This window comes from Microbacterium sp. MMO-113, assembly GCF_037148555.1.
In the GTDB taxonomy this organism is placed as follows: domain Bacteria; phylum Actinomycetota; class Actinomycetes; order Actinomycetales; family Microbacteriaceae; genus Microbacterium.
In genome coordinates, this window is the sequence record NZ_JBBCTD010000004.1 from 208,444 (window position 1) to 230,998 (window position 22,555).

Annotated in this window: 24 protein-coding genes; 12 read left to right on the forward strand and 12 right to left on the reverse strand. The window is 70.9% G+C overall.

Annotation, left to right across the window (positions count from 1 at the left end; genetic code table 11):
• Positions 1 to 49 precede the first annotated feature (49 nt).
• The 3 genes from WFJ36_RS14690 to WFJ36_RS14700 form a co-directional block, all read right to left on the reverse strand.
• On the reverse strand, positions 50 to 1,729 hold the full coding sequence (locus WFJ36_RS14690; protein ID WP_336643587.1) for an ABC-F family ATP-binding cassette domain-containing protein: 1,680 nt from the start codon (positions 1,727 to 1,729) through the stop codon (positions 50 to 52).
• Between the two features lie 278 nt (positions 1,730 to 2,007).
• Entirely contained in the window at positions 2,008 to 2,688 is a 681-nt protein-coding gene (locus WFJ36_RS14695; protein WP_336643588.1) for a hypothetical protein, read from the reverse strand.
• Between the two features lie 46 nt (positions 2,689 to 2,734).
• Positions 2,735 to 4,120, reverse strand: a complete 1,386-nt coding sequence (locus WFJ36_RS14700) for a glycine--tRNA ligase (protein ID WP_071329228.1) — start codon at positions 4,118 to 4,120, stop codon at positions 2,735 to 2,737.
• A 116-nt stretch (positions 4,121 to 4,236) separates the two neighbouring features.
• On the opposite strand from WFJ36_RS14700, the gene WFJ36_RS14705 reads away from it, so the two are divergent.
• Positions 4,237 to 5,706, forward strand: a complete 1,470-nt coding sequence (locus WFJ36_RS14705) for a peptide MFS transporter (protein ID WP_336643589.1) — start codon at positions 4,237 to 4,239, stop codon at positions 5,704 to 5,706.
• 12 nt (positions 5,707 to 5,718) lie between these two features.
• Here the strand turns inward: WFJ36_RS14705 and WFJ36_RS14710 are convergent, their stop codons facing one another.
• Together WFJ36_RS14710 and WFJ36_RS14715 are read right to left on the reverse strand one after the other, a co-directional pair.
• Entirely contained in the window at positions 5,719 to 6,408 is a 690-nt protein-coding gene (locus WFJ36_RS14710) for a GNAT family N-acetyltransferase (RefSeq protein WP_071329230.1), read from the reverse strand.
• A gap of 48 nt (positions 6,409 to 6,456) precedes the next feature.
• Positions 6,457 to 7,077 (reverse strand): hypothetical protein, encoded by a 621-nt coding sequence (locus tag WFJ36_RS14715; protein WP_336643590.1) that lies wholly within the window; start codon positions 7,075 to 7,077, stop codon positions 6,457 to 6,459.
• 56 nt (positions 7,078 to 7,133) lie between these two features.
• On the opposite strand from WFJ36_RS14715, the gene WFJ36_RS14720 reads away from it, so the two are divergent.
• Positions 7,134 to 8,576 carry an MFS transporter gene (locus WFJ36_RS14720; protein ID WP_336643591.1) on the forward strand — a complete coding sequence of 481 codons (1,443 nt, stop codon included), beginning with the start codon at positions 7,134 to 7,136 and terminating at the stop codon, positions 8,574 to 8,576.
• 121 nt (positions 8,577 to 8,697) lie between these two features.
• Here WFJ36_RS14720 and WFJ36_RS14725 read toward each other — a convergent pair whose 3' ends face one another.
• From WFJ36_RS14725 to WFJ36_RS14745, 5 genes are all read right to left on the reverse strand, one after another.
• Positions 8,698 to 9,096, reverse strand: coding sequence for a hypothetical protein (locus WFJ36_RS14725; protein ID WP_071329232.1), 399 nt, complete (start codon positions 9,094 to 9,096; stop codon positions 8,698 to 8,700).
• A gap of 264 nt (positions 9,097 to 9,360) precedes the next feature.
• Positions 9,361 to 10,326 (reverse strand): serine hydrolase, encoded by a 966-nt coding sequence (locus tag WFJ36_RS14730; RefSeq protein WP_025104889.1) that lies wholly within the window; start codon positions 10,324 to 10,326, stop codon positions 9,361 to 9,363.
• A gap of 111 nt (positions 10,327 to 10,437) precedes the next feature.
• Positions 10,438 to 12,423, reverse strand: a complete 1,986-nt coding sequence (locus tag WFJ36_RS14735) for a M13 family metallopeptidase (protein ID WP_292786288.1) — start codon at positions 12,421 to 12,423, stop codon at positions 10,438 to 10,440.
• Between the two features lie 45 nt (positions 12,424 to 12,468).
• A complete protein-coding gene (locus WFJ36_RS14740) occupies positions 12,469 to 13,629 on the reverse strand; it encodes a sensor histidine kinase (protein ID WP_336643592.1) in 1,161 nt (386 codons plus the stop codon).
• Entirely contained in the window at positions 13,629 to 14,324 is a 696-nt protein-coding gene (locus WFJ36_RS14745) for a response regulator transcription factor (RefSeq protein WP_071329416.1), read from the reverse strand. The genes WFJ36_RS14740 and WFJ36_RS14745 overlap by 1 nt, the downstream gene beginning before the upstream one ends.
• A 154-nt stretch (positions 14,325 to 14,478) precedes the next feature.
• On the opposite strand from WFJ36_RS14745, the gene WFJ36_RS14750 reads away from it, so the two are divergent.
• Together WFJ36_RS14750 and WFJ36_RS14755 are read left to right on the forward strand one after the other, a co-directional pair.
• On the forward strand, positions 14,479 to 14,931 hold the full coding sequence (locus WFJ36_RS14750) for a DM13 domain-containing protein (protein WP_292786295.1): 453 nt from the start codon (positions 14,479 to 14,481) through the stop codon (positions 14,929 to 14,931).
• Entirely contained in the window at positions 14,928 to 15,404 is a 477-nt protein-coding gene (locus WFJ36_RS14755; protein WP_292786298.1) for a DoxX family membrane protein, read from the forward strand. The genes WFJ36_RS14750 and WFJ36_RS14755 overlap by 4 nt, the downstream gene beginning before the upstream one ends.
• Position 15,405: 1 nt before the next feature.
• Here the strand turns inward: WFJ36_RS14755 and WFJ36_RS14760 are convergent, their stop codons facing one another.
• On the reverse strand, positions 15,406 to 15,954 hold the full coding sequence (locus WFJ36_RS14760; RefSeq protein WP_071329236.1) for a J-domain-containing protein: 549 nt from the start codon (positions 15,952 to 15,954) through the stop codon (positions 15,406 to 15,408).
• Between the two features lie 95 nt (positions 15,955 to 16,049).
• On the opposite strand from WFJ36_RS14760, the gene WFJ36_RS14765 reads away from it, so the two are divergent.
• Together WFJ36_RS14765 and WFJ36_RS14770 are read left to right on the forward strand one after the other, a co-directional pair.
• Entirely contained in the window at positions 16,050 to 17,372 is a 1,323-nt protein-coding gene (locus tag WFJ36_RS14765; RefSeq protein ID WP_071329237.1) for an MATE family efflux transporter, read from the forward strand.
• Between the two features lie 119 nt (positions 17,373 to 17,491).
• On the forward strand, positions 17,492 to 17,830 hold the full coding sequence (locus WFJ36_RS14770; RefSeq protein ID WP_071329417.1) for a hypothetical protein: 339 nt from the start codon (positions 17,492 to 17,494) through the stop codon (positions 17,828 to 17,830).
• 27 nt (positions 17,831 to 17,857) lie between these two features.
• Here the strand turns inward: WFJ36_RS14770 and WFJ36_RS14775 are convergent, their stop codons facing one another.
• Positions 17,858 to 18,523, reverse strand: coding sequence for a TrmH family RNA methyltransferase (locus WFJ36_RS14775; protein WP_336643593.1), 666 nt, complete (start codon positions 18,521 to 18,523; stop codon positions 17,858 to 17,860).
• A 103-nt stretch (positions 18,524 to 18,626) separates the two neighbouring features.
• Between WFJ36_RS14775 and WFJ36_RS14780 the strand changes: the two genes are divergently transcribed.
• The 6 genes from WFJ36_RS14780 to WFJ36_RS14805 all read left to right on the forward strand — a co-directional run bounded on the left by WFJ36_RS14780 (position 18,627) and on the right by WFJ36_RS14805 (position 22,548).
• Entirely contained in the window at positions 18,627 to 19,913 is a 1,287-nt protein-coding gene (locus WFJ36_RS14780) for an Nramp family divalent metal transporter (protein WP_442927875.1), read from the forward strand.
• A gap of 20 nt (positions 19,914 to 19,933) precedes the next feature.
• The gene (locus WFJ36_RS14785; protein ID WP_292786309.1) at positions 19,934 to 20,233 is read left to right on the forward strand and encodes a hypothetical protein; all 300 of its coding nucleotides are present in this window, start codon (positions 19,934 to 19,936) and stop codon (positions 20,231 to 20,233) included.
• Positions 20,234 to 20,277: 44 nt separating this feature from the next.
• Positions 20,278 to 20,910 carry a metal-dependent transcriptional regulator gene (locus WFJ36_RS14790; RefSeq protein WP_071329240.1) on the forward strand — a complete coding sequence of 211 codons (633 nt, stop codon included), beginning with the start codon at positions 20,278 to 20,280 and terminating at the stop codon, positions 20,908 to 20,910.
• A gap of 96 nt (positions 20,911 to 21,006) precedes the next feature.
• Complete coding sequence (locus WFJ36_RS14795; protein ID WP_025104898.1) at positions 21,007 to 21,816, forward strand: HAD-IIA family hydrolase; 810 nt, start codon at positions 21,007 to 21,009, stop codon at positions 21,814 to 21,816.
• Position 21,817: 1 nt separating this feature from the next.
• Positions 21,818 to 22,387 carry a YdeI/OmpD-associated family protein gene (locus tag WFJ36_RS14800; protein ID WP_071329241.1) on the forward strand — a complete coding sequence of 190 codons (570 nt, stop codon included), beginning with the start codon at positions 21,818 to 21,820 and terminating at the stop codon, positions 22,385 to 22,387.
• Positions 22,384 to 22,548, forward strand: coding sequence for a hypothetical protein (locus WFJ36_RS14805; protein ID WP_292786321.1), 165 nt, complete (start codon positions 22,384 to 22,386; stop codon positions 22,546 to 22,548). The genes WFJ36_RS14800 and WFJ36_RS14805 overlap by 4 nt, the downstream gene beginning before the upstream one ends.
• Positions 22,549 to 22,555 lie beyond the last annotated feature (7 nt).

A 22,555-nucleotide genomic window follows, 5' to 3' on the forward strand; every position in this document is an offset into this window, starting at 1 on the left:
CCGGGGTGCGGACGTTGGGGGCCCGGGGTCTCGGCGGGAAGGCGGGGCCTCAGGCGGTGGCCACCCCCTCGTCAACCTGCACGCGCCGTGCGTCCGCCGCGTGACGCCGCCACCGCCGGTCGTGCGTCACCGTGACGACGGCGGCAGGATGGTCGACGAGGGCGTGCTCGAGCTGCTCCACGAGCTCAGGATCGAGATGGTTCGTCGGCTCATCGAGCAGCAGCAGATCGAACGGTGTCGCCAAGGCGACCGCGAGATCCAGCCGCCGGCGCTGCCCGACGGAGAGGGTCCGCACGTCGCGGTCCGCCTCCGGCCCGCGGAAGAGTCCATGAGCCAGGAGAGCGTCGTGCGCCTCCGCCGGCGGCGTCCCGGTCCGGGCCGCGAAGACCGCGACGGCGGTACCCCGCAGGCGCGTGTCGACCTCCTGCCGGAGGAACGCGATCCGCAGCCCGTCGGCGCGGAGGAGCGCCCCGGATGCGGGGCGGAGCTCGCCGACGAGGAGTCGGAGGAGCGTCGTCTTCCCGGCCCCGTTCGGCCCCGTCACGAGCCACCGCGAACCGGCCCCGATCGTCCAGTGCGACACGTCGAGCCGTCGTCCCGGCTCGCGGAGGGACACGGCATCGAGGGTCAGGAGCGGGTCGTCGAGCGGCGCCCGGTCCTCTGCCGCGACCACGAACCGCAGCGGCTCGGGCGGCGCCGGGCACGGGTTCTCCCGCAGCCGCGACAACCTCTCCTTCGCCATGCGGATGCGCCCGACGGCACCGTGGTCGCGGCTCCGCGCCCGGAACGCGCCGTGACCGAAACCGTCGAGCTCGAGCTTCCGCGGGATCGCCTCCAGCCGGAACGCGTTGGCCGCGAGCAGGGACTCGGCGCGGGAGAGCTCGGCCTTCCACTCCTCGTGGCGCGCGACCGCCGCCCGGCGTTCGGCCTCGCGCGCCCGCAGGAACCCGGCGTAACCATCGCCGTAGCGACGGATCCGACCGTCCTCCACCTGCACGACGGCCGTCGCGAAACGGTCCAGGAAGTCACGGTCGTGCGTCACGACCACCAGCGCTCCCCGATGCGCCGCGAGACGGTCCTCGAGCCAGGTCAGCGCCCGGTCGTCGAGGTCGTTCGTGGGCTCGTCGAGGAGCAGGAGCTCGGCTCCGGAAGAGAGGGCGACCGCGAGAGCGAGCCGCGCCCGCTCTCCGCCCGACAGCGCGGCCACCGATCGCCCGCGGTCCAGCCCGCCCACCCCGAGCTGTTCGAGGGCGGTGTCGATGCGACGGTCGACGTCGTATCCGCCGCGGGACTCGAAACGGTCCTGCAACAGGGCCACGGCAGCCATCTGCGACTCGCGCTCCGAAGGTGTCGCAGCGGCGAGGAGGTCGTAGGCATGGCCGAGTTCGCGCTCCAGCTCGCGGAGGTCGCCGAGGAGATCGTCGACGGCATCGGCCACCGTCGCCCCGTCTGCGAACACCGGGTGCTGCCGGGCATGCGCGACCCCGCCGGGGAGGTCGAGCCGCACTTCCCCCGCCGTCGGCAGGAGAGCACCGGCGAGCAGGTCGAGCAGGGTCGACTTGCCGGCGCCGTTGTCGCCGATGACCGCGAGGCGATCGGTGGGGCCGACGCCGAGATCGATGCGGTCCAGCACGAGACGGTCGGCGAACCGGACGGACGCAGCTCGGATCGCGCACTCGCGATGAGCGCGGGCCGAGGAGTCGGAAGGGGTCGAGAGTACAGGGAACATGAGGGGTCCTCTCCAGCGGCGCACGCGCACCACCGGGATCTGCGTCGATGACGCGGGGAACAGGAACCTCGACCGCGCTCGGAGCCGGGCGCGGTCGCTCAGGACCCACCGCGGAGAAGAGTTCTCGACGCGGCGTCCCGATCTAGCGAATCAGAGTACCCACGAGGAGCGACCATAGCAGGGTCACTCAACGCCCGCCAGACCCCGCTTTCCCGGCGAGACCCCGACGTGTGCCCGCATGCACCCCGGGGTCTCGACGGAAACCCGGGGTCTCGGCGTCAATGGCGCGGGCGGGAGAGGCGGGAGGAGAGGCGGGGGAGGGCGAAGAGGAGGATGATCGCGAGGACGATGCCGCGGACGATCCAGAGGCCGGGCTCCCAGAGCACCTCATAGTTCCCCGGGAGGCCGAGGAACGCGGCGATGATCGATCCCCACGACGCGCGGCCGCTGCTGTCGGTGTCGATCGAGAGTCCGCCCACGATGCTCAGCACACCGAGGCTCAGCAGCACGATCGGCATGATGAGGGCGCCAGGCTTCGCCTCCCCGCGCGCGATCAAGCGGATCGCCGTCACGAGCGACACGAGCGGGAACACCAAGAAGAACCAGACGAGGGCGCCGAGCAGCAGCCCCACGACGATGAAGACCGGCACCCAGAGGAGCATCCAGGGGCCTTCGTCGGCGATGAAGTAGTCCGGGTCGCGGAGGATCGCGACGACGAAGCCCGCCAGGGTCCCGAGCGGCAGCACCGCCAGCACCCACCAGAACACGGCCTTCGGCACGCGCTTGCGCTCCCCCAGCCGCGTCATCACGATCTGGATGATGACCGCGGCGGCGAGCGCCGGGAGGCCGAACATCGCGATGATGGGCCCGGCGCCGTCGTTCTCCCGCAGGTCGAGCACCGTGAGGATCATCCACGATACGGCGAGCGCGCCGAGCACGATGGCCGCGACCGGACGCACGGGCGAGGCCTCTCCCCGTGCGCCGGCTCCCCCCGGCGCCGTCACGTCAGGCGCCGCGGAGGCGCTCCGCCAGGTAGGCGTGCAGCTCGTCGATCGGGACGCGCTCCTGCGCCATCGTGTCGCGGTCGCGCACGGTCACCGCACGGTCGTCGAGCGAGTCGAAGTCGACCGTGACGCAGAACGGCGTGCCGATCTCGTCCTGACGGCGGTAGCGACGACCGATCGCACCGGCGTCGTCGAAGTCCACGGCCCACGAGCCGCGGAGCGTGTCGGCGACCTCGCGGGCGAGCGGCGACAGCTTCTCGTTGCGCGACAGCGGGAGTACCGCCGCCTTGACCGGAGCCAGGCGCGGGTCGAGCTTGAGCACGGTGCGGGTGTCGGTCCCGCCCTTGGCGTTGGGCACCTGCTCCTCGACGTACGCGTCGACGAGGAAGGCCATCATCGCGCGGGTGAGGCCGAAGGACGGCTCGATCACATACGGCGTGTAGCGCTCGCCCGTGGCCTGGTCGAAGTAGGTCAGGCTCTGGCCGGAAGCCTCGCTGTGGCTGGAGAGGTCGTAGTCGGTGCGGTTGGCGACGCCCATGAGCTCGCCCCACTCCTTGCCCGCGAAGCCGAAGCGGTACTCGACGTCGATGGTGCCGGCCGAGTAGTGCGCGCGGTCCTCCTCCGGCACGTCGAACTGACGCATGTTCTCCGGGTCGATGCCGAGGTCGATGAACCAGTTCCAGCATGCCTCAACCCAGTGGTCGAACCACTGCGGCGCCTCGGCGGGCGGCGTGAAGAACTCGATCTCCATCTGCTCGAACTCGCGGGTGCGGAAGATGAAGTTCCCGGGGGTGATCTCGTTGCGGAACGCCTTGCCGACCTGGCCGATGCCGAACGGCGGCTTCTTGCGGCTCGCGGTGAGCACGTTCGAGAAGTTCACGAAGATGCCCTGCGCGGTCTCGGGGCGCAGATAGTAGAGGCCGGACTCGTCGTCGACGACGCCGAGGTACGTCTTCACAAGACCGGAGAAGGCCTTCGGCTCGGTGTACTGCCCCTTGGTGCCGCAGTTCGGGCAGGGGATGTCGGCCAGACCGTTCTCGGCCTTGCGACCCTTGCGCGCCTCGAAGTCCTCGATGAGGTTGTCGGCACGGAAGCGCTTGTGGCACTGCAGGCACTCGACGAGCGGGTCGGTGAAGGTCGCGACGTGACCCGAGGCCTCCCACACGCGCTTCGGCAGGATGATGCTGGAGTCGAGGCCGACCATGTCGCCGCGGCCACGCACGAACGTCTGCCACCACTGCCGCCGGATGTTCTCCTTCAGCTCGGTGCCGAGGGGTCCGTAGTCCCAGGCCGACCGGGAACCGCCGTAGATCTCACCCGCCTGGAACACGAAACCGCGGTGGCGGGCGAGGGCGATGACCTTGTCGAGGCGGGACTGTTCGGCCACGGTGGCTCCAATGGTCGGATGCGGAGAATGCCCGTGAGCACGGGCACCCCCATTCTATCCGGGGCCGGAGCGCAACCCCTGGCCGCGGGACCCGCGGGAGGAGTACCGTCCCACGCATGAGCACCACCGCGCAGCCACCCGCCTCCCGCGACGAGGACACCCGCTTCTTCGGACAGCCGTGGTCGCTCGTGCACATCTTCGGCGTGGAGATGTGGGAGCGCTTCAGCTTCTACGGCATGCAGGGCATCCTGCTCATCTACCTGTACTTCTCGGTAGCCGATGGCGGCCTCGGCCTCCCGGAGGCGGTGGCGGGCGGGATCGTCGGCGCGTACGGCGGCTCGGTGTACCTGTCGACCATCCTCGGGGCCTGGCTCGCCGATCGGCTGTTCGGCTCCGAGCGGGTGCTGTTCGTCAGCGCCATCGTCATCGTCGCCGGCCACCTCGCCCTCGCCCTCCTGCCGGGGTTCGTCGGCGTGGGGGTCGGCCTGGTGCTCGTGGCCCTGGGCTCGGGAGGCCTGAAGGCGAACGCCACCTCGGTCGTGGGGACGCTGTACCGTCCGGACGACGTGCGGCGCGACGCCGGGTTCTCGCTGTTCTACCTCGGCATCAACCTGGGCGCCTTCCTCGGTCCGATCCTCACCGGACTGCTGCAGTCGACCCTCGGCTTCCACTGGGGGTTCGGCCTCGCCGCCCTCGGCATGACCCTGGGCCTCGTGCAGTACTCGTTCGGCCGCCGCGGCCTGCCCGCCTCCGCGCGTGAAGTGCCGAACCCGCTCCCCCGCTCGCGCTACCCGCTGGTCGCCGGCATCGCGGTCGGCGCAGTCGTCGTGATCGCGGTGCTCGTGCTGACCGGGGTCATCCAGGCCGACAACCTCGCCACCATCGTGATCGTGGTCACGGTGGTCGCCGCCGTCGCCTACTTCGCGGTGATCCTCGGCAGCCGCCGCATCGACGCCACCGAACGCTCGCGGGTCTGGGGGTTCCTGCCGCTGTTCCTCACGAGCGTCGCGTTCTGGTCGCTGTACCAGCAGCAGTTCACGGTGCTGACGATCTACTCCGACAAGCGGCTCGACCGCGACCTGTTCGGGTGGGAGATGCCGGTGTCGTGGGTGCAGTCGATCAACCCGGTGTTCATCATCATCCTGTCCGGGGTGTTCGCGGCGATCTGGACGAAGCTGGGGACGCGCCAGCCGTCGACCCCCGTCAAGTTCGGACTGGCCGCCATCATCATGGGCTCCGCGTTTCTGCTGTTCCTGCCGTTCTCCGGCGGCGGTGCGAATTCGACGCCGCTGCTCGCGATCGTCGGCATCCTCTTCGTGTTCACCGTCGCCGAGCTGCTGCTCTCGCCCGTCGGGCTGTCGGTGACGACGAAGCTCGCCCCCGCCGTCTTCCACACGCAGATGGTCGCGCTGTTCTTCCTGTCGATCGCCCTCGGCACCGCCATCTCCGGCGAGCTCGTGAAGTTCTACGATCCGGAGAACGAGGTGCCGTACTTCTCGATCCTCGGCGGCATCGCGATCCTCGTCGGCATCGGACTGCTGCTGAGCGTGAAGCCGGTGCTGCGGCTCATGCGGGGCGTGCGCTGACGGCCCCGGCGATCACGCGGTGAAGAGGTAGCCGCGGCCGGTCTCGAAGCCCGCGATGAGCAGGCCGCTGCCGAGTAGGCCCTCCATCTGCGCGCGCAGCCGCAGCCGCCACTCGTGCGCGGCCGCGGGGTCGGACTCCCGCAGGCCCTCGATGTCGTCCGGGATCTCCAGCGTCTCCACGACGGCGTCCTCCGCCGGGGGCTTGGCGATGTCCGCGAGCGCCCACTCGACGTCGAGGCGGTCGCTCTCGTCGCCCGCGTCGCCGCCGCCGAAGATGCCGTACCGGTTCACCGAGTAGCCCGTGGCGCGCGCGCCGAGGACGGTGAGGAAGAAGTGCGCGTTCCGGGCGACCAGCGGGTCGAAGGTCCAGGTGATGCGGCCGACGTCGCGGGAGAACGCCCATTGCCGCTGGTGCTCCTTGAGCTCACGGCCCCAGCCGCGCCCCCGGTACTCGGGCAGCAGAGCCGTGATATGCGAGTGCATGGCACGGCGGGCCGGTTCGCCGAAGAAGGCGATCGAGGCGCCGACCATGCGCTCCTCGTCGCCCTCGCCGTCGAAGAAGCCGACGACGTAGTTGCCCGACTGCTGCAGGGCACGGAGGGTCCCGGCGTCCACCACGCGCTGCGGGCCCCGGATGGAGTCGAGCAGGCTCTGGGCGTCGAGGATGAGTTCAACGGTGTCGAGATCGCGGATGGTTCGCACGATCCCAGTCTGCCCCTCCTCCGCCCGTTCGCGGAAACCGACTCCGGCTCACCGGTACGGGAAGGCCTCGCCCCCGCCCGCGGCGAGCGCCTCCGCGACGATGCGCAGGTGGTCCTCGGCCATCTCCGCCGGCAGCGGCGGCAGGATCCCGTCCCAGAACGCAAGCACCGCACCGCGTCCCTGCATCATCCCGGCCGGTCGGGCCAGCGCCCACATGTGCATGTGCGCGGAGCCGTCGTTCCAGCGCCCGAAGTGGCAGCGGGCGACGCCGGGGATGCTCTTCACCGCCTCGGACACGCGCTGCATCAGCGGTCCGAGGGCGGCGAGCACGTCGTGCGGCGCGTTCTCCAGGAGCCAGTGCTCGCGCGGCGCGACCCCGCCGATGAAGGGCAGACCGCCGACGTCCCACCCGGCACGCACCTGCCAGAGGTCGTCGTGCCAGATGGTGTGCACGCTCGGACCGCAGTGGCCGCACGCGGCCGGGTCGTGCTCGCCGGCGCGGGGCTTCTCCGGCACGAGCATCGGCTCGAGCGGCCGCATCGTGACACTCTCGAACGCCCAGGGCAGCCCGTCCGCGAGCGCCGAGGCGTCGAGCACCTCGCCGATCGGGAGCCGGCGGTGGTATGCGGTGTCGGCGGGGTGCTGCGCGGGCGCGGTGTCGTCGGTCATCCGGCCATGCAACCACATCGGCCCCTCCCCTCCGGGAACGCCGATAGCCTGAGCCGGTGGGTGCGAACGACGACAGAGCAAGGAAACGCCTCTCCCGTACCCCTCCGCGGTGGGCGATCATCGCGGTGCTGGCGTTCGCGGGCCTGTGCTCGTCGTTCATGTTCACCCTCGTCGTGCCGCTGCAGGCCGAGCTGCCGCAGCTGCTGAACTCCTCCCGCGAGGACACCACCTGGGTGGTCACGATCACCCTGCTCGTGGCCGCCGTCGCGACCCCGATCTCCGGCCGTCTGGGCGACATGTACGGCAAGCGCCGCGTCGTCATCGTGCTCCTCGCGATCCTCATCCTGGGGTCGGTCATCGCCGCGCTCTCCGGATCCATCGTCGGCGTCATCATCGGCCGCGCCCTCCAGGGGGCCGTGACCGGCGTCGTCCCCCTCGGAATCGCGATCATGCGCGACGTGCTGCCGCCCGAACGCCTCGGCACCGCGGTGGCCCTGATGAGCGCGACCATGGGCGTCGGCGGGGCGATCGGCATGCCCGTCGCCGCGCTGCTCGCCGAGAACGCGGACTGGCACATGCTGTTCTGGCTCGCCGCCGCCCTCGGAGTCCTCGGGCTGCTCCTGGTGCTCGCCGTGGTGCCGGAGGACGTGCTCCGCTCCCCCGGCCGGCTCGACGTGCTCGGGGCCATCGGACTCGCGATCGGCCTCACGGGCCTGCTGCTGTTCGTCTCCCGCGGCGCCGAGTGGGGCTGGACGGCACCGCTCACCCTCGTCTGCGTGATCGGCGGCGTCGCCGTGCTGCTGCTGTGGGGCTGGTACCAGCTGCGCACGGACGATCCGCTGCTCGACCTCCGGGTCGCGGCCCGGCCCGCCGTCCTCTTCACCAACATCGCCGCCATCGGCATGGGCTTCGCCCTGTTCGCCTCGAACGTCACGTTCCCGCAGATGCTGGAGATGCCGGCGGTGAGCGGCGCCGGCTTCGGGCTCGACATGGTGGCCGCCTCCCTCGTGATCATGCCGGCGGGTCTGGTCATGATGGTGATCTCCCCGCTGTCCGGGTGGCTGGAGCGCACCGTGGGGCCGCGTCCGCTCTTCACCGTCGGGGCCGGCGCGATCGTCCTTGCCTACGTCTTCGTGCTGCTGTGGTCGACCGAGGTATGGCACATCTTCGTCGCCAACATCTTCATCGGCGTCGGCATCGGGTTCACCTTCGCCGCGATGCCCATGATCATCATGCGCTCCGTGCCCGCGAACGAGACCGGGGCGTCGAACGGCCTCAACGCGCTGTTCCGCTCCGTGGGCACCTCGACGGCCTCGGCCGTGATGGGCGGCGTGCTCGCGGCGATGAGCGTCGACGTCGGCGGGGTGGCCGTGCCGACGAGGACCGCGTTCGAGGTGTGCTTCTGGCTCGCGATCGCCGCCGGCATCGTGGCCGTGGTCCTGTCCCTGTTCATCCCGCGGCGGCGCGCCGAGGAGCAGCACCCGTCACTCCCAGGCTGACTCGCGCCGGTCCGGGATCCGCGCGGGTCCGGGATTCACGCGAGGTCGAAAATCGCGCGAGGTCGCAAGGATTCCCGTAAGACGTGCGACGTGCGGCGGATCTGCGACGTGCGGCGGAGGGTCAGCGGGAGATCGTGCGCGGGTCCGGGTCGTCGGCGTGCGGCGGCCGCAGCCGGGCGGGCAGCGGCCACGGCAGAGTGAACCGTGCGGTCGCGGGTCGGGTCATGTCCCCGAAGTCGTCGACCTTCACGACGATGCGCCCCGGCGCGCCCTCTTCGTCCGGCGTCACCTCGAGGATGCGCACCCGCAGCGGGCGGTCGTCCTCTCCCTCGAGCATCCACGGATCAGCGAGCCAGGCGATGCCGTGCTCCTCCAGCGCGGCCTCCGCGTCGAGCCACTCGCCCGGGCCGGAGACCCGGCGCCCGAGGACATCGACGGCGATCCACTCCTCGCCCTCCGGATGGATCCAGCCGAGCAGCTCGCCGTCGTCGCGGCGATGCGGGGTCCAGGCAGAGGGCATGTCCCGATGCTAGCCCGTGCGTCGCGCGATCAGGCGAGCACGCCACCTCAGGCTCTCGCACGACATCAGGCGAGCACGCGACATCAGGCTGGCTGCACCCCTGGGCGCCCGATGCCACGCGGGTGCCTGCGCTCGCGCGCGGGACCCAGCGGACACGGAGACAGGGGGAACGCGCGAGGTCAGGCGACCGCGGGAGGTCAGGCTCATTGCCACCCGGGAAGCCTGATGCCGCGCGGATGCCTGCGTTCGCGCGGGGTCAGGGGGTCAGTGCGTGTATTCCATGAGCTCGACGCCGAGCACGCGGAAGGCGTCGTGCGCGCGGAGACGGTGGCTGATCGACAGGTCGTCGAAGCACACGATCATCGAGTAGGCGACACCGGCCCTCGGCCCCGCGAGCACCCCCGCCTCGGCGCGCACGCCCCGGTCTCGCCCGGTCTTGTTCACGAACAGCAGGCCGTGCGCGTCGTGCTCGTGTGCGAAGGGGTCGAGCCCGGTCGAGGCGGCCACGAGGCTGAGGTCCTGGTTGAGGCTGAGCCATTCCGACACCTGGGCGCTGACGGCGGCATCCACGACCTGGGAGTTCACGAGCGCGGAGAACAGCCCGGCCAGCTCGCGCGCCGACCCCACCGCGACCTGCGGGGCGTCGTCCGGACCACGGCGGTCGCGGAACCGGTCGAGCAGGGCGGTGCGACGCAGCCCCAGCCCCTCGATGCGCTCCCGCACCCGGTCGTGCCCCACCTTCTCCAGCAGGATGTTCACGGCGATCGGGTCGCCGGCCGTCGCGGCGAGCACGGCGAGGTCTTCCAGCGGCAGCGCCGGGGCCCGCAGGTGCCGCCACAGCCCGGAGCTCTCCACGGCCTCGACGCTCGTGCGCTCCACGATCTCGAGAGGGTCGAGGGCACCGGACTCGAACGCCGCGGCCACCTCGATGAGCAGCGGGACCACCCCCAGGCCGGCGACGGGCATGGTCACGTGGTCGTCTCCCGCCAGCACGTGCACATGGGAGTCGAGGTCGACCACGTGCACCGACACTTGCGCCCCGGAGTTCGCGAGGCCTTCGAGGGCCTTCAGCGTCGACGTGAACGACCGCCGGCCGACGGCCACGCGGCGGGGCAGCCGACGGGCTCCCGGCCGCTGCGAACGGCGACCGCTGGACGACTCGGGCGCGCTCCCGGACGCTCCGGGAGCCGAGGGGTTCCGGAACGCGTCACCAGGGTCGGTCGCACCCACGCGTGGTCCTTCAGGAGGGGGAGGGATACTGCACATCCGGGAAGGGGCGCCCGGCGGCAGGGCTATCGTAACCCCACCGCCGGAGCGTGCCTCACAGAGTCCGGAGGTTCGTCACCAGATGGTCACCCGGGACGACTCCGGCAGCCAGAGGGCATCCTTCTCGGTGACGCCGAAGGCGTCGTAGAACGCATCGATGTTGCGGACGATCTGGTTGCACCGGAACTCGTTGGGCGAGTGCGGGTCGATCGTCAGCAGGCGCAGCGTCTCGGCCTCGCGGCTCTTCTGCTGCCAGACCTGCGCCCAGGACAGGAGCAGCCGCTGCACACCGGTGTAGCCGTCGATGACCGGCCCTTCGACGGGCTCCGGCACCGACGGATCGGCCCGCAGCGACAGCTCGTACGCCTTCAGCGCGATCCCGAGGCCGCCGAGATCGCCGATGTTCTCACCGATGGTGAGGGCGCCGTTCACGTGATGCTCGGCGTCCAGTCCCTCCGGCACGAGGGCGTCGTACTGCGCGATGAGCGCCTTCGTGCGCTCCTCGAAGGCCGCGCGATCCGCGTCGGTCCACCAGTCCTGCAGGCGCCCCTCGCCGTCGTATCGGCTGCCCTGATCGTCGAAACCGTGGCCGATCTCATGCCCGATCACCGCGCCGATCCCGCCGTAGTTCGCGGCCGCGTCCCGTCCGGCGTCGAAGAACGGGTACTGGAGGATGGCCGCGGGGAAGACGATCTCGTTCATCGAGGGGTTGTAGTACGCGTTCACCATCTGCGGCGGCATGTGCCACTCGGTGCGGTCGATCGGCTTCCCGACCTTGTCGATGTTGCGGTCGTGCTCGAAGATCGCCGCGCGGCGCACGTTGCCGAGGAGATCGGTCCGGTCGATCACGAGGGCCGAGTAGTCACGCCACACCTCGGGGTGCCCGATCTTCGGGGTGAACGCGTCCAGCTTCGCCAGCGCCCGCTGCCGGGTCTCCGCGGTCATCCACTCCAGGGTCTCGATGCTCTGCCGATAGGCCTCGACGAGGTTCGCGACGAGCTCGTCCATGGCCGCCTTCGCCGTCGGCGGGTAGTGCCGCTCGACGTAGACCTTGCCGATCGCCTCGCCCAGGGCCCCTTCGGTGACGGAGACGCCGCGCTTCCAGCGCTCGCGGATCGTGGGGACGCCGGTGAGCTGGGTGCCGTAGAACGAGAAGTTCTCCTGCACGAGCTCGTCGGTGAGGTAGGGCGCCGCCGCGTGCACGACCTTCGCACGCAGCCAGGCCTTCCAGTCGTCCAGCCGCTCGGGAGTGAGCAGAGCGCCCAGCCCCTCGAAGAAGCTCGGCTGCGCGACGACGACCTCGTCGAACGCCTGCGGGTTCGTCGGCGTCACGGCTTCGCGCCACGGACTGAGGTCGACGCCGGCGAGCTCCTGGAGCTCGTCCCACGTCTTGAGGTTGTATGTCGCCACCGCGTCACGGCTGCGCACGTTGTCCCAGTGGTGTCCGGCGAGCTCGGTCTCCAGCGCGATGGAGCGCTCGGCCTGCGCCGCGGCATCGGTCACGCCGGCGAGAGCGAGCAGGCGCTCCAGGTGCTCCCGGTACGCCGCGCGGGTCTCCGCGAAGGTGTCGAGACGGAAGTAGCTCTCGTCCGGCAGCGAGAGCCCGGCCTGCACGAGCACCGGGAGGTAGCGCTCCGGGTTTCCGGGGTCGCCGTCGACGTAGAGGCCGATCACCGCCGCCCGGCCCTCCCGGTCGTAGGCGCCCACGGTGCGCAGGAAGGCCGGGATGCCGTCGATCGCGTCGATCTCGGCGAACGTCTCGGCCAGCGGGGTCACGCCGGCCGCGGCGATGCGGTCGGTGTCCATGAAGCTCGCGAAGAGGTCGCCGATCTTGCGGGCGAGGGTGCCCTCCTCCGCCTCCTGCGACTCCTCGACGATCGCGCGGACGTCCTTCTCGGCCTGCTCGGCCAGCAGATGGAAGGAGCCCCAGCGCGCCTTGTCCCCCGGGATCTCGGTGCGAGCGATCCAGGCGCCGTTCACATGGCGGTACAGGTCGTCCTGCGGGCGGATGTCGGGGCTGAGGTCGTCGAGCGCGAGGCCCGCGGGAAGCACGTCGGTCATGCGCTCCAGCCTATGGCCGGGGTCACCCACGGTGTCCAGACCAGATCACTCCGCGGGTCCAGGCACCCCCACCGGGAGGGACACGTTCATGCGGAAGCCCGCGTCGGTGCGCTCCGCGAAGACGTCGCCGCCGTGCGCTCGTGCGAGCCCGCGCGCGATCGACAGCCCGAGACCGGCCCCGGAGGCGACGCCGTCGTCGCCACCGGCCGCGGGCCGGGCCGGATCCTCACGCCAGCCGACGTCGAACATCCGATCCAGATCCTCCACCGCCACGCCCGCCCCCTGGTCCAGCACGCCGAGCACGAGGCGATCCCGGTCGACCATAGACGCGGACAGCACGACCTCCGTGCCCGCAGGCGCATGCCGGACGGCGTTCGTGAGCAGGTTCACCACGATCCGCCCGAGCTGATGCGGATCGGCCCACAGCACCGGACCGGCGATCCCCCGCTCCACGATCCGGACATCACGCGTCGCCGCTGCCGCCGCGACATCGGCGACCGCATCGGACACGACATCACGGAGGATCACCTGCTCCGTCTGCAGCTGCACAGCGCCGGAGGTGAGGCGAGAGAGCTCGAAGAGGTCGTCCACCATCCGACTCATCGTCTCGACCTGCCCCCGCACCTGGCCGGCGAAACGCTCCGGGGCGGCCGCCGTGCCGTCCTCCACCGCTTCGGCGAGCACGCGGAGAGCGGTGAGCGGCGTGCGCAGGTCGTGCGAGATCCAGGCGAAGAAGCGCCGACGGGCGGAGTCCAGCCGCACCAGCTCGGCCCTCGCCGCGTCCACCTCGGCCGAGACCACCGCGAGCTGTGTCGAGAGGCCGGCGAGCTCCCGAGAGGCCGCCGCGTCCGCCACCGCGTCGTCCGTCCGACCGATCCTGCCCAGCGACACCGAGAACCCCTCGACCCAGGCGCGCACCGTGCGCGCCATGCACCATGCCACGCCCAGACCGAGCACGAGCGACACAGCGATCACGGTGAGGAGGATGGTCAGGTCGTGGGCGGAGAGGTACATCTCGAGCCCGATGGCCACCACGGACCCCGCCATCGCGACGGTGCCCGCGCTGGCGACGACCATCAGCTGGGCACGGAGCCCGCGACGCCGCAGGGCTCGCAGGAGCAGCACGGCGACGACGGCGACGACGATCGCCACCGCCAAGCTCGTGAGGACGATCTGCAGGATCACCCCACCGGAGATCATCGTCATCAGCCGATCCCTCTCGACAGGAAGCGATAGCCGACGCCCCACTCGGTGAGCAGATGGCGAGGGTCCTGCGGGTCCTCCTCGATCTTCTCCCGCAGACGCCGCACGTGCACGGTGACCGTCGAACGCTCGCCGACGGTCCACCCCCACACCTCGCGAAGGATCTCCTCGCGACCCAGCGCGCGACCGTCGTTGCGGACGAGGAAGAGGAGCAGGTCGTACTCCCTGCCCGTCAACACCATCTCCTCTCCGCGCACCCAGGCGCGGCGCCGCAGCAGGTCGATCACGAACGCGCCCCTCCGGAGCTCCCCGGACGACGTCTGCGCGACCTGGGACCGACGGACCAGTGCCGCGACGCGCATCGACAGCTCCCTCATCGAGAACGGCTTGGCGAGATAGTCGTCGACACCGAACGCGAAGCCGTCGATGCGATCCTCCACCTCCCCCAGGGCAGTGAGCACCATGATGGGCACGTCGGAGACGGCGCGCAGCTCGCGGCAGAGCTCGTCGCCGCTGAGGCCGGGCAGCATCCGGTCGACGATCACCACATCCGGGACGGCCTCCCGCAGCGCAGTCCGTGCGGAGACGCCGTCCCCGAAGCTCGACACCGCATAGCCGTGGGCCTGAAGGTACGCCCCCACGGCCTCGCGCACCGTGGGATCGTCCTCCACGACGGCGACTCTGATGACCCCTTCCATGCCGTCGAGGGTAACCCCCACGCGACAACGCACCGACGGATCCTTACGGTTCCGAAAGGTCTTCCCCACGGCCCGCTTCCGCTTCCTAGCGTGCTGTGCAGCACCTCCGCCGCGGCATCCGCCACGACGGCGTTCCATCGAACAGGAGACCATCATGCGCAAGACCCTTCTCGCCACCACCGCCGCCCTCGGGCTCGCCCTGACGCTCGCAGCCTGCAGCCCGCAGGACGCGGCCGACACGTCGGCCCCTTCCTCCTCGGCCTCGCAGAGCACCGCAGAGAGCGACGCCACCACCGCGGACACGACCGCGAAGAGCGGGGAGTTCGCGGGCCTGAACGGCAAGAAGGTCGCCGGCATGGTCTCCGTCTCCGACACGGAGGTGATGCTGTCGGAGTTCTCCTCGGACGAGGGCCCCGATCTGCACGTCTACCTGACGGACGGCACGGACGAGGCGGCGATCGCCTCCGGCATGCTCGTCGACGCGGTCTCGTACGACACCGCGACGCAGACCTTCACCCTGGACGGCGTCGACGCGGAGGACTACTCCCACGTCGTCATCTACTGCGACAAGGCGAAGGCCGTGTTCGGGGCAGCCGAGCTGTCATGACCGCGCCACGATCCACTCGTCTTCTGATCGGCTCGCTGCTGGGAGCGGCCGCTCGGGTGGCGATCGGGGTGCTGTGGCTCATCGAGGGGACGCTGAAGTATCGGGCGGGATTCGGGGCGGCCGACATCGAACTCGTGGCGCAGAGCGCGCAGGGGAACACGAGGGTGCCGGACTTCTTCGACCCGCTCGGGGCGGCGATGGCCTCGGCACCGGCGTTCTTCGGGGTCGCGATCCCGGCACTGGAGGTCGGATTGGGCGTCCTCCTCGTGTCGGGGCTGCTCACCCGAACGGCCGCGTTCGTCTCGGTCGGGACCCTGGCGCTCTACTGGAGCGCGGACCAGCTGATCGCGCAGTACCCCGTGATGGCGGTGCTGTCCGCGATGGTGCTGGCGATCGTCGCCGCCGGGCGGCTCGGGGTGGACGGCTGGGTGCGGGCGCGGCGGGCGCGTCCGGTGGAGGGACCGGAGGCCTGAGTCATCCCCGGCGTCGACGACCGAAACGTCGGCGCCGGGATGGCGTCTCGGACGGGGCGGGCCGCGTCGCCCGGCGCTGCGCCCACGCGACGACCTCGGCGTCGACGTCGCGCAACGGCGTCACGACCGGGGGTCCGCCCTGGAGCTGGCGTCGGGCCTCGCGCACACGCCGATTGAAGTCCTCGAGCACCTCGCGCACATCGGACTCGCGACCGAGGAGGTCGAGCTGTCCGTCGAGCTCGCGGTCCTCCGTGCGCAGGAGGATGGCGGGAGGACCGAGCCCGGTCAGGCCCTCGGTCTCGATCTTGCGACGGATCCACCAGTCCGGGTCGTGGTGGTCGCCGAGCCCTTCGAGCGGCTTGCCTGCTCCCGGAAGGTCATCGAAGTCGCCACGGCGGATGGCGACCTGGATGGCGGATTCCACGAAGGCGGCGCGGTCCACCGCGGCAGCGGCACCGGGAGGTGCGGCGGTGTCCGCGTCGTCGGCGACATCATCGCCCTGCTGCTGTCGGGCCCGATAGCGCGCGGCCGCCTCCCGGGGATCCGTCATGATGCGCCTCCGTCCGCTCGGAGCTCCTCCTCTCACCCTACGTCCGGTCGAGGCCGGAGGTCTCGGGTGTCGACGACAGGTCATAGGCTCGGAGGATGGCCGCCCGCACCTCCCTGAACCGCGAGATCCTGCGCCTGGCCGTCCCCGCGCTCGGTGCGCTCATCGCGGAGCCGGCGTTCCTCATCGTCGACGCCGCCCTCGTCGGCCACCTCGGCACCGTCCCCCTCGCCGGGCTCGGCATCGCCGGAGCCGTGCTGCAGACGATCGTCGGCCTCATGGTGTTCCTCGCGTACTCCACGACCCCCGCGGTCGCGCGACGGTTCGGGGCCGGGCGTCCGGGGGAGGCGGTCTCGGTCGGGATCAACGGCATGTGGCTCGCGCTCGGCCTGGGTGCCGTGCTCGCCGTCGTCGGCGCCGTCTCGTCCCCCTGGCTCGTGTCCCTGTTCGGCGCGAGCGCCGAGGTCGCGGCACAGGCCAACGAATACCTCGTGATCTCGATGTGGGGCCTCCCCGCGATGCTCATCGTGTTCGCGGCCACCGGTCTCCTGCGCGGGATGCAGGACACCATGACGCCACTGTGGATCGCGGGACTCGGCTTCGCGGCGAACGCCCTGCTGAACTGGCTCTTCATCTATGGACTCGGCTGGGGCATCGCCGGCTCCGCGGCGGGCACCGTGACGGCGCAGTGGGGCATGGTGGCGGCGTACGCGCTCGTGGTCCGGCGCCTCGCGACCCGGCACAGCGCCTCGTTGCGTGCCCAACGGGACGGTCTGCGCCACACCGCGACGTCGGGCGGCTGGCTGTTCCTCCGCACCGTGAGCCTGCGCGTCGCCCTGCTCGCGACCGTGGCGGTGGCGACCGGGATCGGCACCGAGGAGCTCGCCGGGTGGCAGATCGTGTTCACCATCTTCTCGGCGGCGGCCTTCGCCCTCGACGCGCTCGCGATCGCGGCGCAGGCACTGATCGGCAAAGAGCTCGGCGCCGGGGATGAGGCTCAGGTGCGCCGGGTGCTGGGGCGGACGGTCGCCTGGGGGGCGTGGTTCGGCGTCGTGGTCGGCGGCGTCATCGCCGCCCTCTCCGGGGTGCTCGGCATCGTCTTCACCGGCGACCGGGCCGTGGCGGAGGTGGTGCAGCCGGCCCTGCTCGTGCTCGCGGTGGCGCAGCCGATCGCAGGCGTGGTGTTCGTGCTCGACGGCGTGCTCATGGGGGCCGACGACGCCCGGTACCTGGCGATCGCGGGCGGTCTGAACCTTGTGCCGTTCCTGCCCACGCTGGCGATCATCGCCGCGACGGGGGTCGACGGCACCGCCGGCCTCGTGTGGCTCGCCGTCGCGTTCTTCGGGGTGTACCTGCTCGCACGGCTGGCGACGCTGGGGTGGCGAGTGCGCTCCGGGCGCTGGCTCGCCGCGTCGGCATAAGTCCTCCACAGTCGACGGAGAGAACGACTTATCCCCTGTCGCCGGGCAGAGCGGAATACAGCGCCTCGCCCCTCTCGCCCTCCGGTGCAGCATGGAGCGACACTGAAGGGATGCTGGGGATGAACGACGCACAGGTATGGACGACGATCGGGGTTCTCGCCTCGGGCATGTACGCCACGATCACGCTCATGGCGACGATGTTCGTGAGGATCATCAAGACGGAGATCGGCACGGTCCGCACGGAGATCGGCGGGATCCACACGGAGATCGGCGGGATCAAGGGCGAGATCGGCGGGATCAAGGGCGAGATCGTCGGGATCAAGGGCGAGATCGTCGGCGTGAAAGCCGAGATCGGAGATCTCCGGAAGGAGGTGCATGGCCTGAGCCGGCGCATGGACGGTCTCGACCGCGACGTCAGCGCGATCTCGCGACACCTGTTCGGGATCGATCCGGCCTGACGGAGCAGGCGCGACCGCTCCTCGTGGTCACTCCGCGTGGCGACGGCACCACTCGTACATGATGACGGCGGCGGCGGCACTCGCGTTGATCGAGCGGGTCGAGCCGTACTGCGTGATCTCGATGTGACCCGAAGCGGCGGTCAGCGCCTCCGGCGACAGCCCAGGCCCTTCCTGCCCGAACAGGAGCACGCACGAGCGCGGCAGGTCGGCGCGGTCCACCGGCACGGCCCCGTCGACGTTGTCGATCGCGATGACGGGCAGGCCCTCCGCGGCAGCCCAGGCGGCGAAGGCCGCGATGTCCTCATGGTGCACGACGTGCTGATAGCGGTCGGTCACCATGGCGCCGCGCTTGTTCCAGCGACGGCGGCCGATGATGTGCACAGTGTCGGCGAGGAACGCGTTGGCGCTGCGCACGATGGAACCGATGTTCATGTCGTGCTGCCAGTTCTCGATCGCGACGTGGAACGGATGACGCCGCGTATCGAGGTCGGCGACGATCGCCTCCATGCGCCAGTAGCGATAGCGGTCGATGACGTTCCGCGTGTCGCCGTGCGCGAGGAGCTCGGGATCGTACTGCTCTCCCTCGGGCCAGGCCGACGGCCCTCCGGGCCACGGGCCGACGCCGTATCCGGGCTGCGCCGAGGACCCCCCGGAGGCGGTCGGTTCCGGGCTCTCGGGGCGCTGCGCATCCATCCCGCCAGGCTATCGCCGCGTCGGCCCGGCCGCCGTCCGGCGGAGGGGCCGCACACCGGCCGCGGATATTTAGGTACACCGAAAAATGCGCTACGGTTTCGGTGTGCCTAAAAATCCCACCGCTCCTCTCCTGATCCCCGCTCGCACCGCTTCGCCGCGCTTGCTGTGGCTGCTGGGACCGGCGCTGGTGGCGGGTGTCGCCTACCTCGACCCGGGCAACGTCGCCAGCAACATGACCGCGGGGGCGCAGTACGGCTACCTGCTCGTGTGGGTGGTCGTCGCCGGCAACGTGATGGCCTGGCTGATCCAATACCTGTCCGCGAAGCTCGGCGTCGTCACCGGCCAGAGCCTCCCGGAGGTGCTGGGCCGGCGGCTGCGCCGTCCCTGGGCCCGCCGCGCGTACTGGCTGCAGGCGGAGCTGGTCGCGATGGCGACCGACCTCGCCGAGGTCATCGGCGGCGCCGTCGCCCTGAACCTGCTCTTCGGCCTCCCGCTGCTGTGGGGCGGACTCATCACCGGGGCCGTGTCGATGGCCCTGCTCGCGGTGCAGAACCGTCGCGGCGCCCGTCCCTTCGAGTTCGTGATCATCGGACTCATGCTCGTGATCACGATCGGCTTCATGGCCGGCCTGTTCCTCGCGCCACCCGACCCGGCCGGCGTGGTGAGCGGCCTCGTGCCGCGCTTCGAGGACACGGGGTCCGTACTCCTCGCCGCCTCGATCCTCGGCGCGACGATCATGCCGCACGCGATCTACGCGCACTCCTCCCTGGCCCGCGACCGGTTCGGTGCGACGAGCGCCGAGACGACCGAGGAGGCCGCCCGGGTCGAGACGTCGCGGATCCGCCGCCTGCTCACGGCGACACGGTGGGATGTGACGATCGCGATGGCCATCGCGGGCTCCGTGAACCTCGGCATCCTGCTCCTCGCGGCGGCGAACCTCGCGGGCGTCGCGGGGACCGACTCCCTGGAGGGCGCACACGCCGCCCTCGCCGCGGGCCTCGGTCCGGCCGTGGCGACCTTCTTCGCCGTGGGGCTGCTCGCCTCGGGTCTCGCCTCGACCTCCGTCGGCGCATACGCGGGCGCCGAGATCATGCACGGCCTGCTGCACGTGCGCATCCCCCTGCTGGCCCGGCGCCTGGTGACGCTCATCCCCGCGCTGGTGATCCTCGGCATCGGGGTGGACCCGACGCTCGCCCTCGTCCTCAGCCAGGTCGTGCTGTCGTTCGGCATCCCGTTCGCGCTGATCCCGCTCGTCGCCCTCACCGCACAGCGCCGCACGCTCGGCGTCTGGGTCAACCGGGCGTGGACGACGGTCGCCGGCATCGCGGCCTCCGTGCTCCTCATCGCCCTGAACGGCGCCCTGCTCTGGCTGGTGCTGACGGGGGCATGACGCCGGATAGGCTCGACATCATGTCTGCCACCTCCGCCCGTCGCACCGTCCGCCTCCTCACCTGGAGCGGCTTCGCGACCGGCGTCATCGGCGGTCTGCTCATCGCTTTCCCGAAGGTCATCGGCCCCGCCAGCCCGTGGGTGCAGCTCGCCCTCGGCGTCGCCACCCTGATCTTCGCCTTCCGTGCCCGCAAGGTGGGCATCGCCGAGGTGGAGGGCTTCGACGGGCGCCTGTCGCTCGCCGCCGCCCTCCTGGGGTTCCTCGTGCTCTTCTTCGCGGGGCAGGCGGCCGTGATCCTGCTCGGCTCCGCGAGCGCCTGACTCAGGCCGCGGGGCCGGCCGACCCGGACACGTAAGGTGGTGGGGTGGCATCCCCGGCAGCTGACGACTATCTGAAGACCGTCTACGCGCACACCGAGTGGCAGGATGCGCCGATCACCCCCTCGGTCCTGGCGGCCAAGCTCGGCATCGCGCCGTCGTCGGTCACAGAGATGGTGAAGAAGCTCGCCGCGGCGGGACTCGTGTCGCACGTGCCGTATGGAGCGGTCCGGCTGACGGACGCGGGGATCACCCGGGCCCTCGCGATGGTCCGCCGCCACCGCCTCATCGAGACCTGGCTCGTGCAGGAGTTCGGGTACGGGTGGGATGAGGTCCACGACGAGGCCGAGGTGCTGGAGCACACCATCAGCGACCGGCTGCTCGAGGGCATCGACGAGCGCCTGGGCCGCCCGCGCTTCGACCCGCACGGAGACGCCATCCCGGACGCGGAGGGCCGCATCGAACGGGAGCCCTTCGTCCTGCTCGCCGATGCCCCGGACGGACACACCGGCCGCGTGCTCCGCGTCGACGACCGCGACCCGGAGCTCCTGCGGACCCTCGACTCCCACGGGATCGTCGTGGGGACGACCGTGACCGTGACCCCGACCGGCATCACCCTCGACGGCACCGAGCCTCCGCTGCCCCCCGCCGCCCGCGACGTGGTGTGGTTGTCGGCCTGACCCCCGGCTTCGAATCGCGCACTTTGCGGCAGATCGGCCGGGGATGGGGCCAATCAGGCGATTCGAAAGGAAAGGTGGGGCCTCTAGGCTGAGCACATGGCACACCGTGACGACATCGAATGCTGGCTCACCGACATGGACGGCGTGCTCGTCCATGAGAACGACGCCATCCCCGGGGCCTCCGAACTCCTCGCCGGATGGGAGCGCAACGAGATCCCCTACCTCGTGCTCACGAACAACTCGATCTTCACCGCCCGCGACCTCTCCGCCCGCCTCCGTGCGAGCGGCCTGATCGTGCCGGAAGAGCGCATCTGGACGTCAGCGCTCGCGACCGCCGACTTCCTCGCGCAGCAGCTCCCCGGCGGCTCCGCGTTCGTCATCGGCGAGGCCGGCATCCTCACCGCGCTGCACGAGGCCGGCTTCATCATGACCGAGACGAACCCCGATTTCGTCGTCGTCGGCGAGACCCGCAACTACTCGTTCGAGGCCATCACCAAGGCCATCCGCCACATCATCAACGGGTCGCGCTTCATCGTGACCAACCCGGACGCCACCGGCCCGAGCGCCGACGGGGTGCTGCCGGCCACGGGAGCGATCGCCGCCCTCATCACCAAGGCCACCGGCAAGGAGCCCTACGTCGTCGGCAAGCCCAATCCGATGATGTTCCGTTCGGCCCTGAACAAGATCGGCGCGCACTCGAAGAAGACCGGCATGATCGGCGACCGGATGGACACGGACATCGTCGCCGGCATCGAGGCGGGTCTGCACACGGTGCTCGTCCTCACCGGCATCAGCGACCAGCGGATCATCGAGCAGTACCCCTTCCGTCCGGACGAGATCGTCGACTCGGTCGCCGACCTGCTGCCGACCATCACCGACTCGATCCCCACCCTGGACGAGGACTGACGTGGGCGCCCTCGACGACGGCGAGCGGGTCACGGCGGCGGACGCCGCGGCCTGGCGCGCCTGGCTCGAGGCGAACCACGAACGCACGGCCGGGGTGTGGCTGCTGAGCGTGCGCGGGCGATCCGCCCTCGGCGTCGGCTACGAGGACGCCGTCCGTCAGGCGCTGTGCTTCGGGTGGATCGACGGCCCGGTGCGCACGTTCGACGACGAGACCGGCGGCCAGTGGTTCTCCCCTCGACGCCCTGGCAGCGGCTGGGCGGCGACGAACAAGGCCCGTATCGCGGAGCTGGAGGCCGCGGGGCTCCTCGCCCCCGCCGGCATCCGGGCGCTGGAGACGGCGAAGGCGAACGGTTCGTGGACCCTGCTCGACGGCCCCGAGGCCGGCATCGAGCCGCCGGAGCTCACCGCCGCCCTCGACGCAGTACCGGCGGCGAGGGCGAGCTGGGATGCGTTCCCGAAGTCGGTGAAGAAGTTCGGCCTCACGCACATCGCGATGGCCAAGCGTCCGGAGACCAAGGCCGCCCGCATCGCGAAGATCGTGGCGGATGCCGCGGAGGGGAAGCGCCCATGAACCAGAGCGACCTGCTGTTCCTCGTCCTGATCCTCATCACGCTCACGTCGCTGACGGTCTTCGTCGTGCAGTTCGTGCGCTCCCGCCGCCGCGGCGGCGAGGATGACGACCGCGCCGGCTGGTGGGAGGGTCCCTGGGACGACGACGACCGCCGGCGCTGAGCCGACG

Coding starts and splice junctions, on each gene's coding strand:
- WFJ36_RS14785 (WP_292786309.1), top strand. CDS start 19,934: ATGTCTGCCACCTCCGCCCGTCGCACCGTCCGCCTCCTCACCTGGAGC.
- WFJ36_RS14725 (WP_071329232.1), bottom strand. CDS start 9,096: ATGCCCTCTGCCTGGACCCCGCATCGCCGCGACGACGGCGAGCTGCTC.
- WFJ36_RS14795 (WP_025104898.1), top strand. CDS start 21,007: ATGGCACACCGTGACGACATCGAATGCTGGCTCACCGACATGGACGGC.
- WFJ36_RS14745 (WP_071329416.1), bottom strand. CDS start 14,324: ATGGAAGGGGTCATCAGAGTCGCCGTCGTGGAGGACGATCCCACGGTG.
- WFJ36_RS14705 (WP_336643589.1), top strand. CDS start 4,237: ATGAGCACCACCGCGCAGCCACCCGCCTCCCGCGACGAGGACACCCGC.
- WFJ36_RS14715 (WP_336643590.1), bottom strand. CDS start 7,077: ATGACCGACGACACCGCGCCCGCGCAGCACCCCGCCGACACCGCATAC.
- WFJ36_RS14775 (WP_336643593.1), bottom strand. CDS start 18,523: ATGGATGCGCAGCGCCCCGAGAGCCCGGAACCGACCGCCTCCGGGGGG.
- WFJ36_RS14740 (WP_336643592.1), bottom strand. CDS start 13,629: ATGACGATGATCTCCGGTGGGGTGATCCTGCAGATCGTCCTCACGAGC.
- WFJ36_RS14805 (WP_292786321.1), top strand. CDS start 22,384: ATGAACCAGAGCGACCTGCTGTTCCTCGTCCTGATCCTCATCACGCTC.
- WFJ36_RS14765 (WP_071329237.1), top strand. CDS start 16,050: ATGGCCGCCCGCACCTCCCTGAACCGCGAGATCCTGCGCCTGGCCGTC.
- WFJ36_RS14760 (WP_071329236.1), bottom strand. CDS start 15,954: ATGACGGATCCCCGGGAGGCGGCCGCGCGCTATCGGGCCCGACAGCAG.
- WFJ36_RS14755 (WP_292786298.1), top strand. CDS start 14,928: ATGACCGCGCCACGATCCACTCGTCTTCTGATCGGCTCGCTGCTGGGA.
- WFJ36_RS14770 (WP_071329417.1), top strand. CDS start 17,492: ATGAACGACGCACAGGTATGGACGACGATCGGGGTTCTCGCCTCGGGC.
- WFJ36_RS14690 (WP_336643587.1), bottom strand. CDS start 1,729: ATGTTCCCTGTACTCTCGACCCCTTCCGACTCCTCGGCCCGCGCTCAT.
- WFJ36_RS14735 (WP_292786288.1), bottom strand. CDS start 12,423: ATGACCGACGTGCTTCCCGCGGGCCTCGCGCTCGACGACCTCAGCCCC.
- WFJ36_RS14750 (WP_292786295.1), top strand. CDS start 14,479: ATGCGCAAGACCCTTCTCGCCACCACCGCCGCCCTCGGGCTCGCCCTG.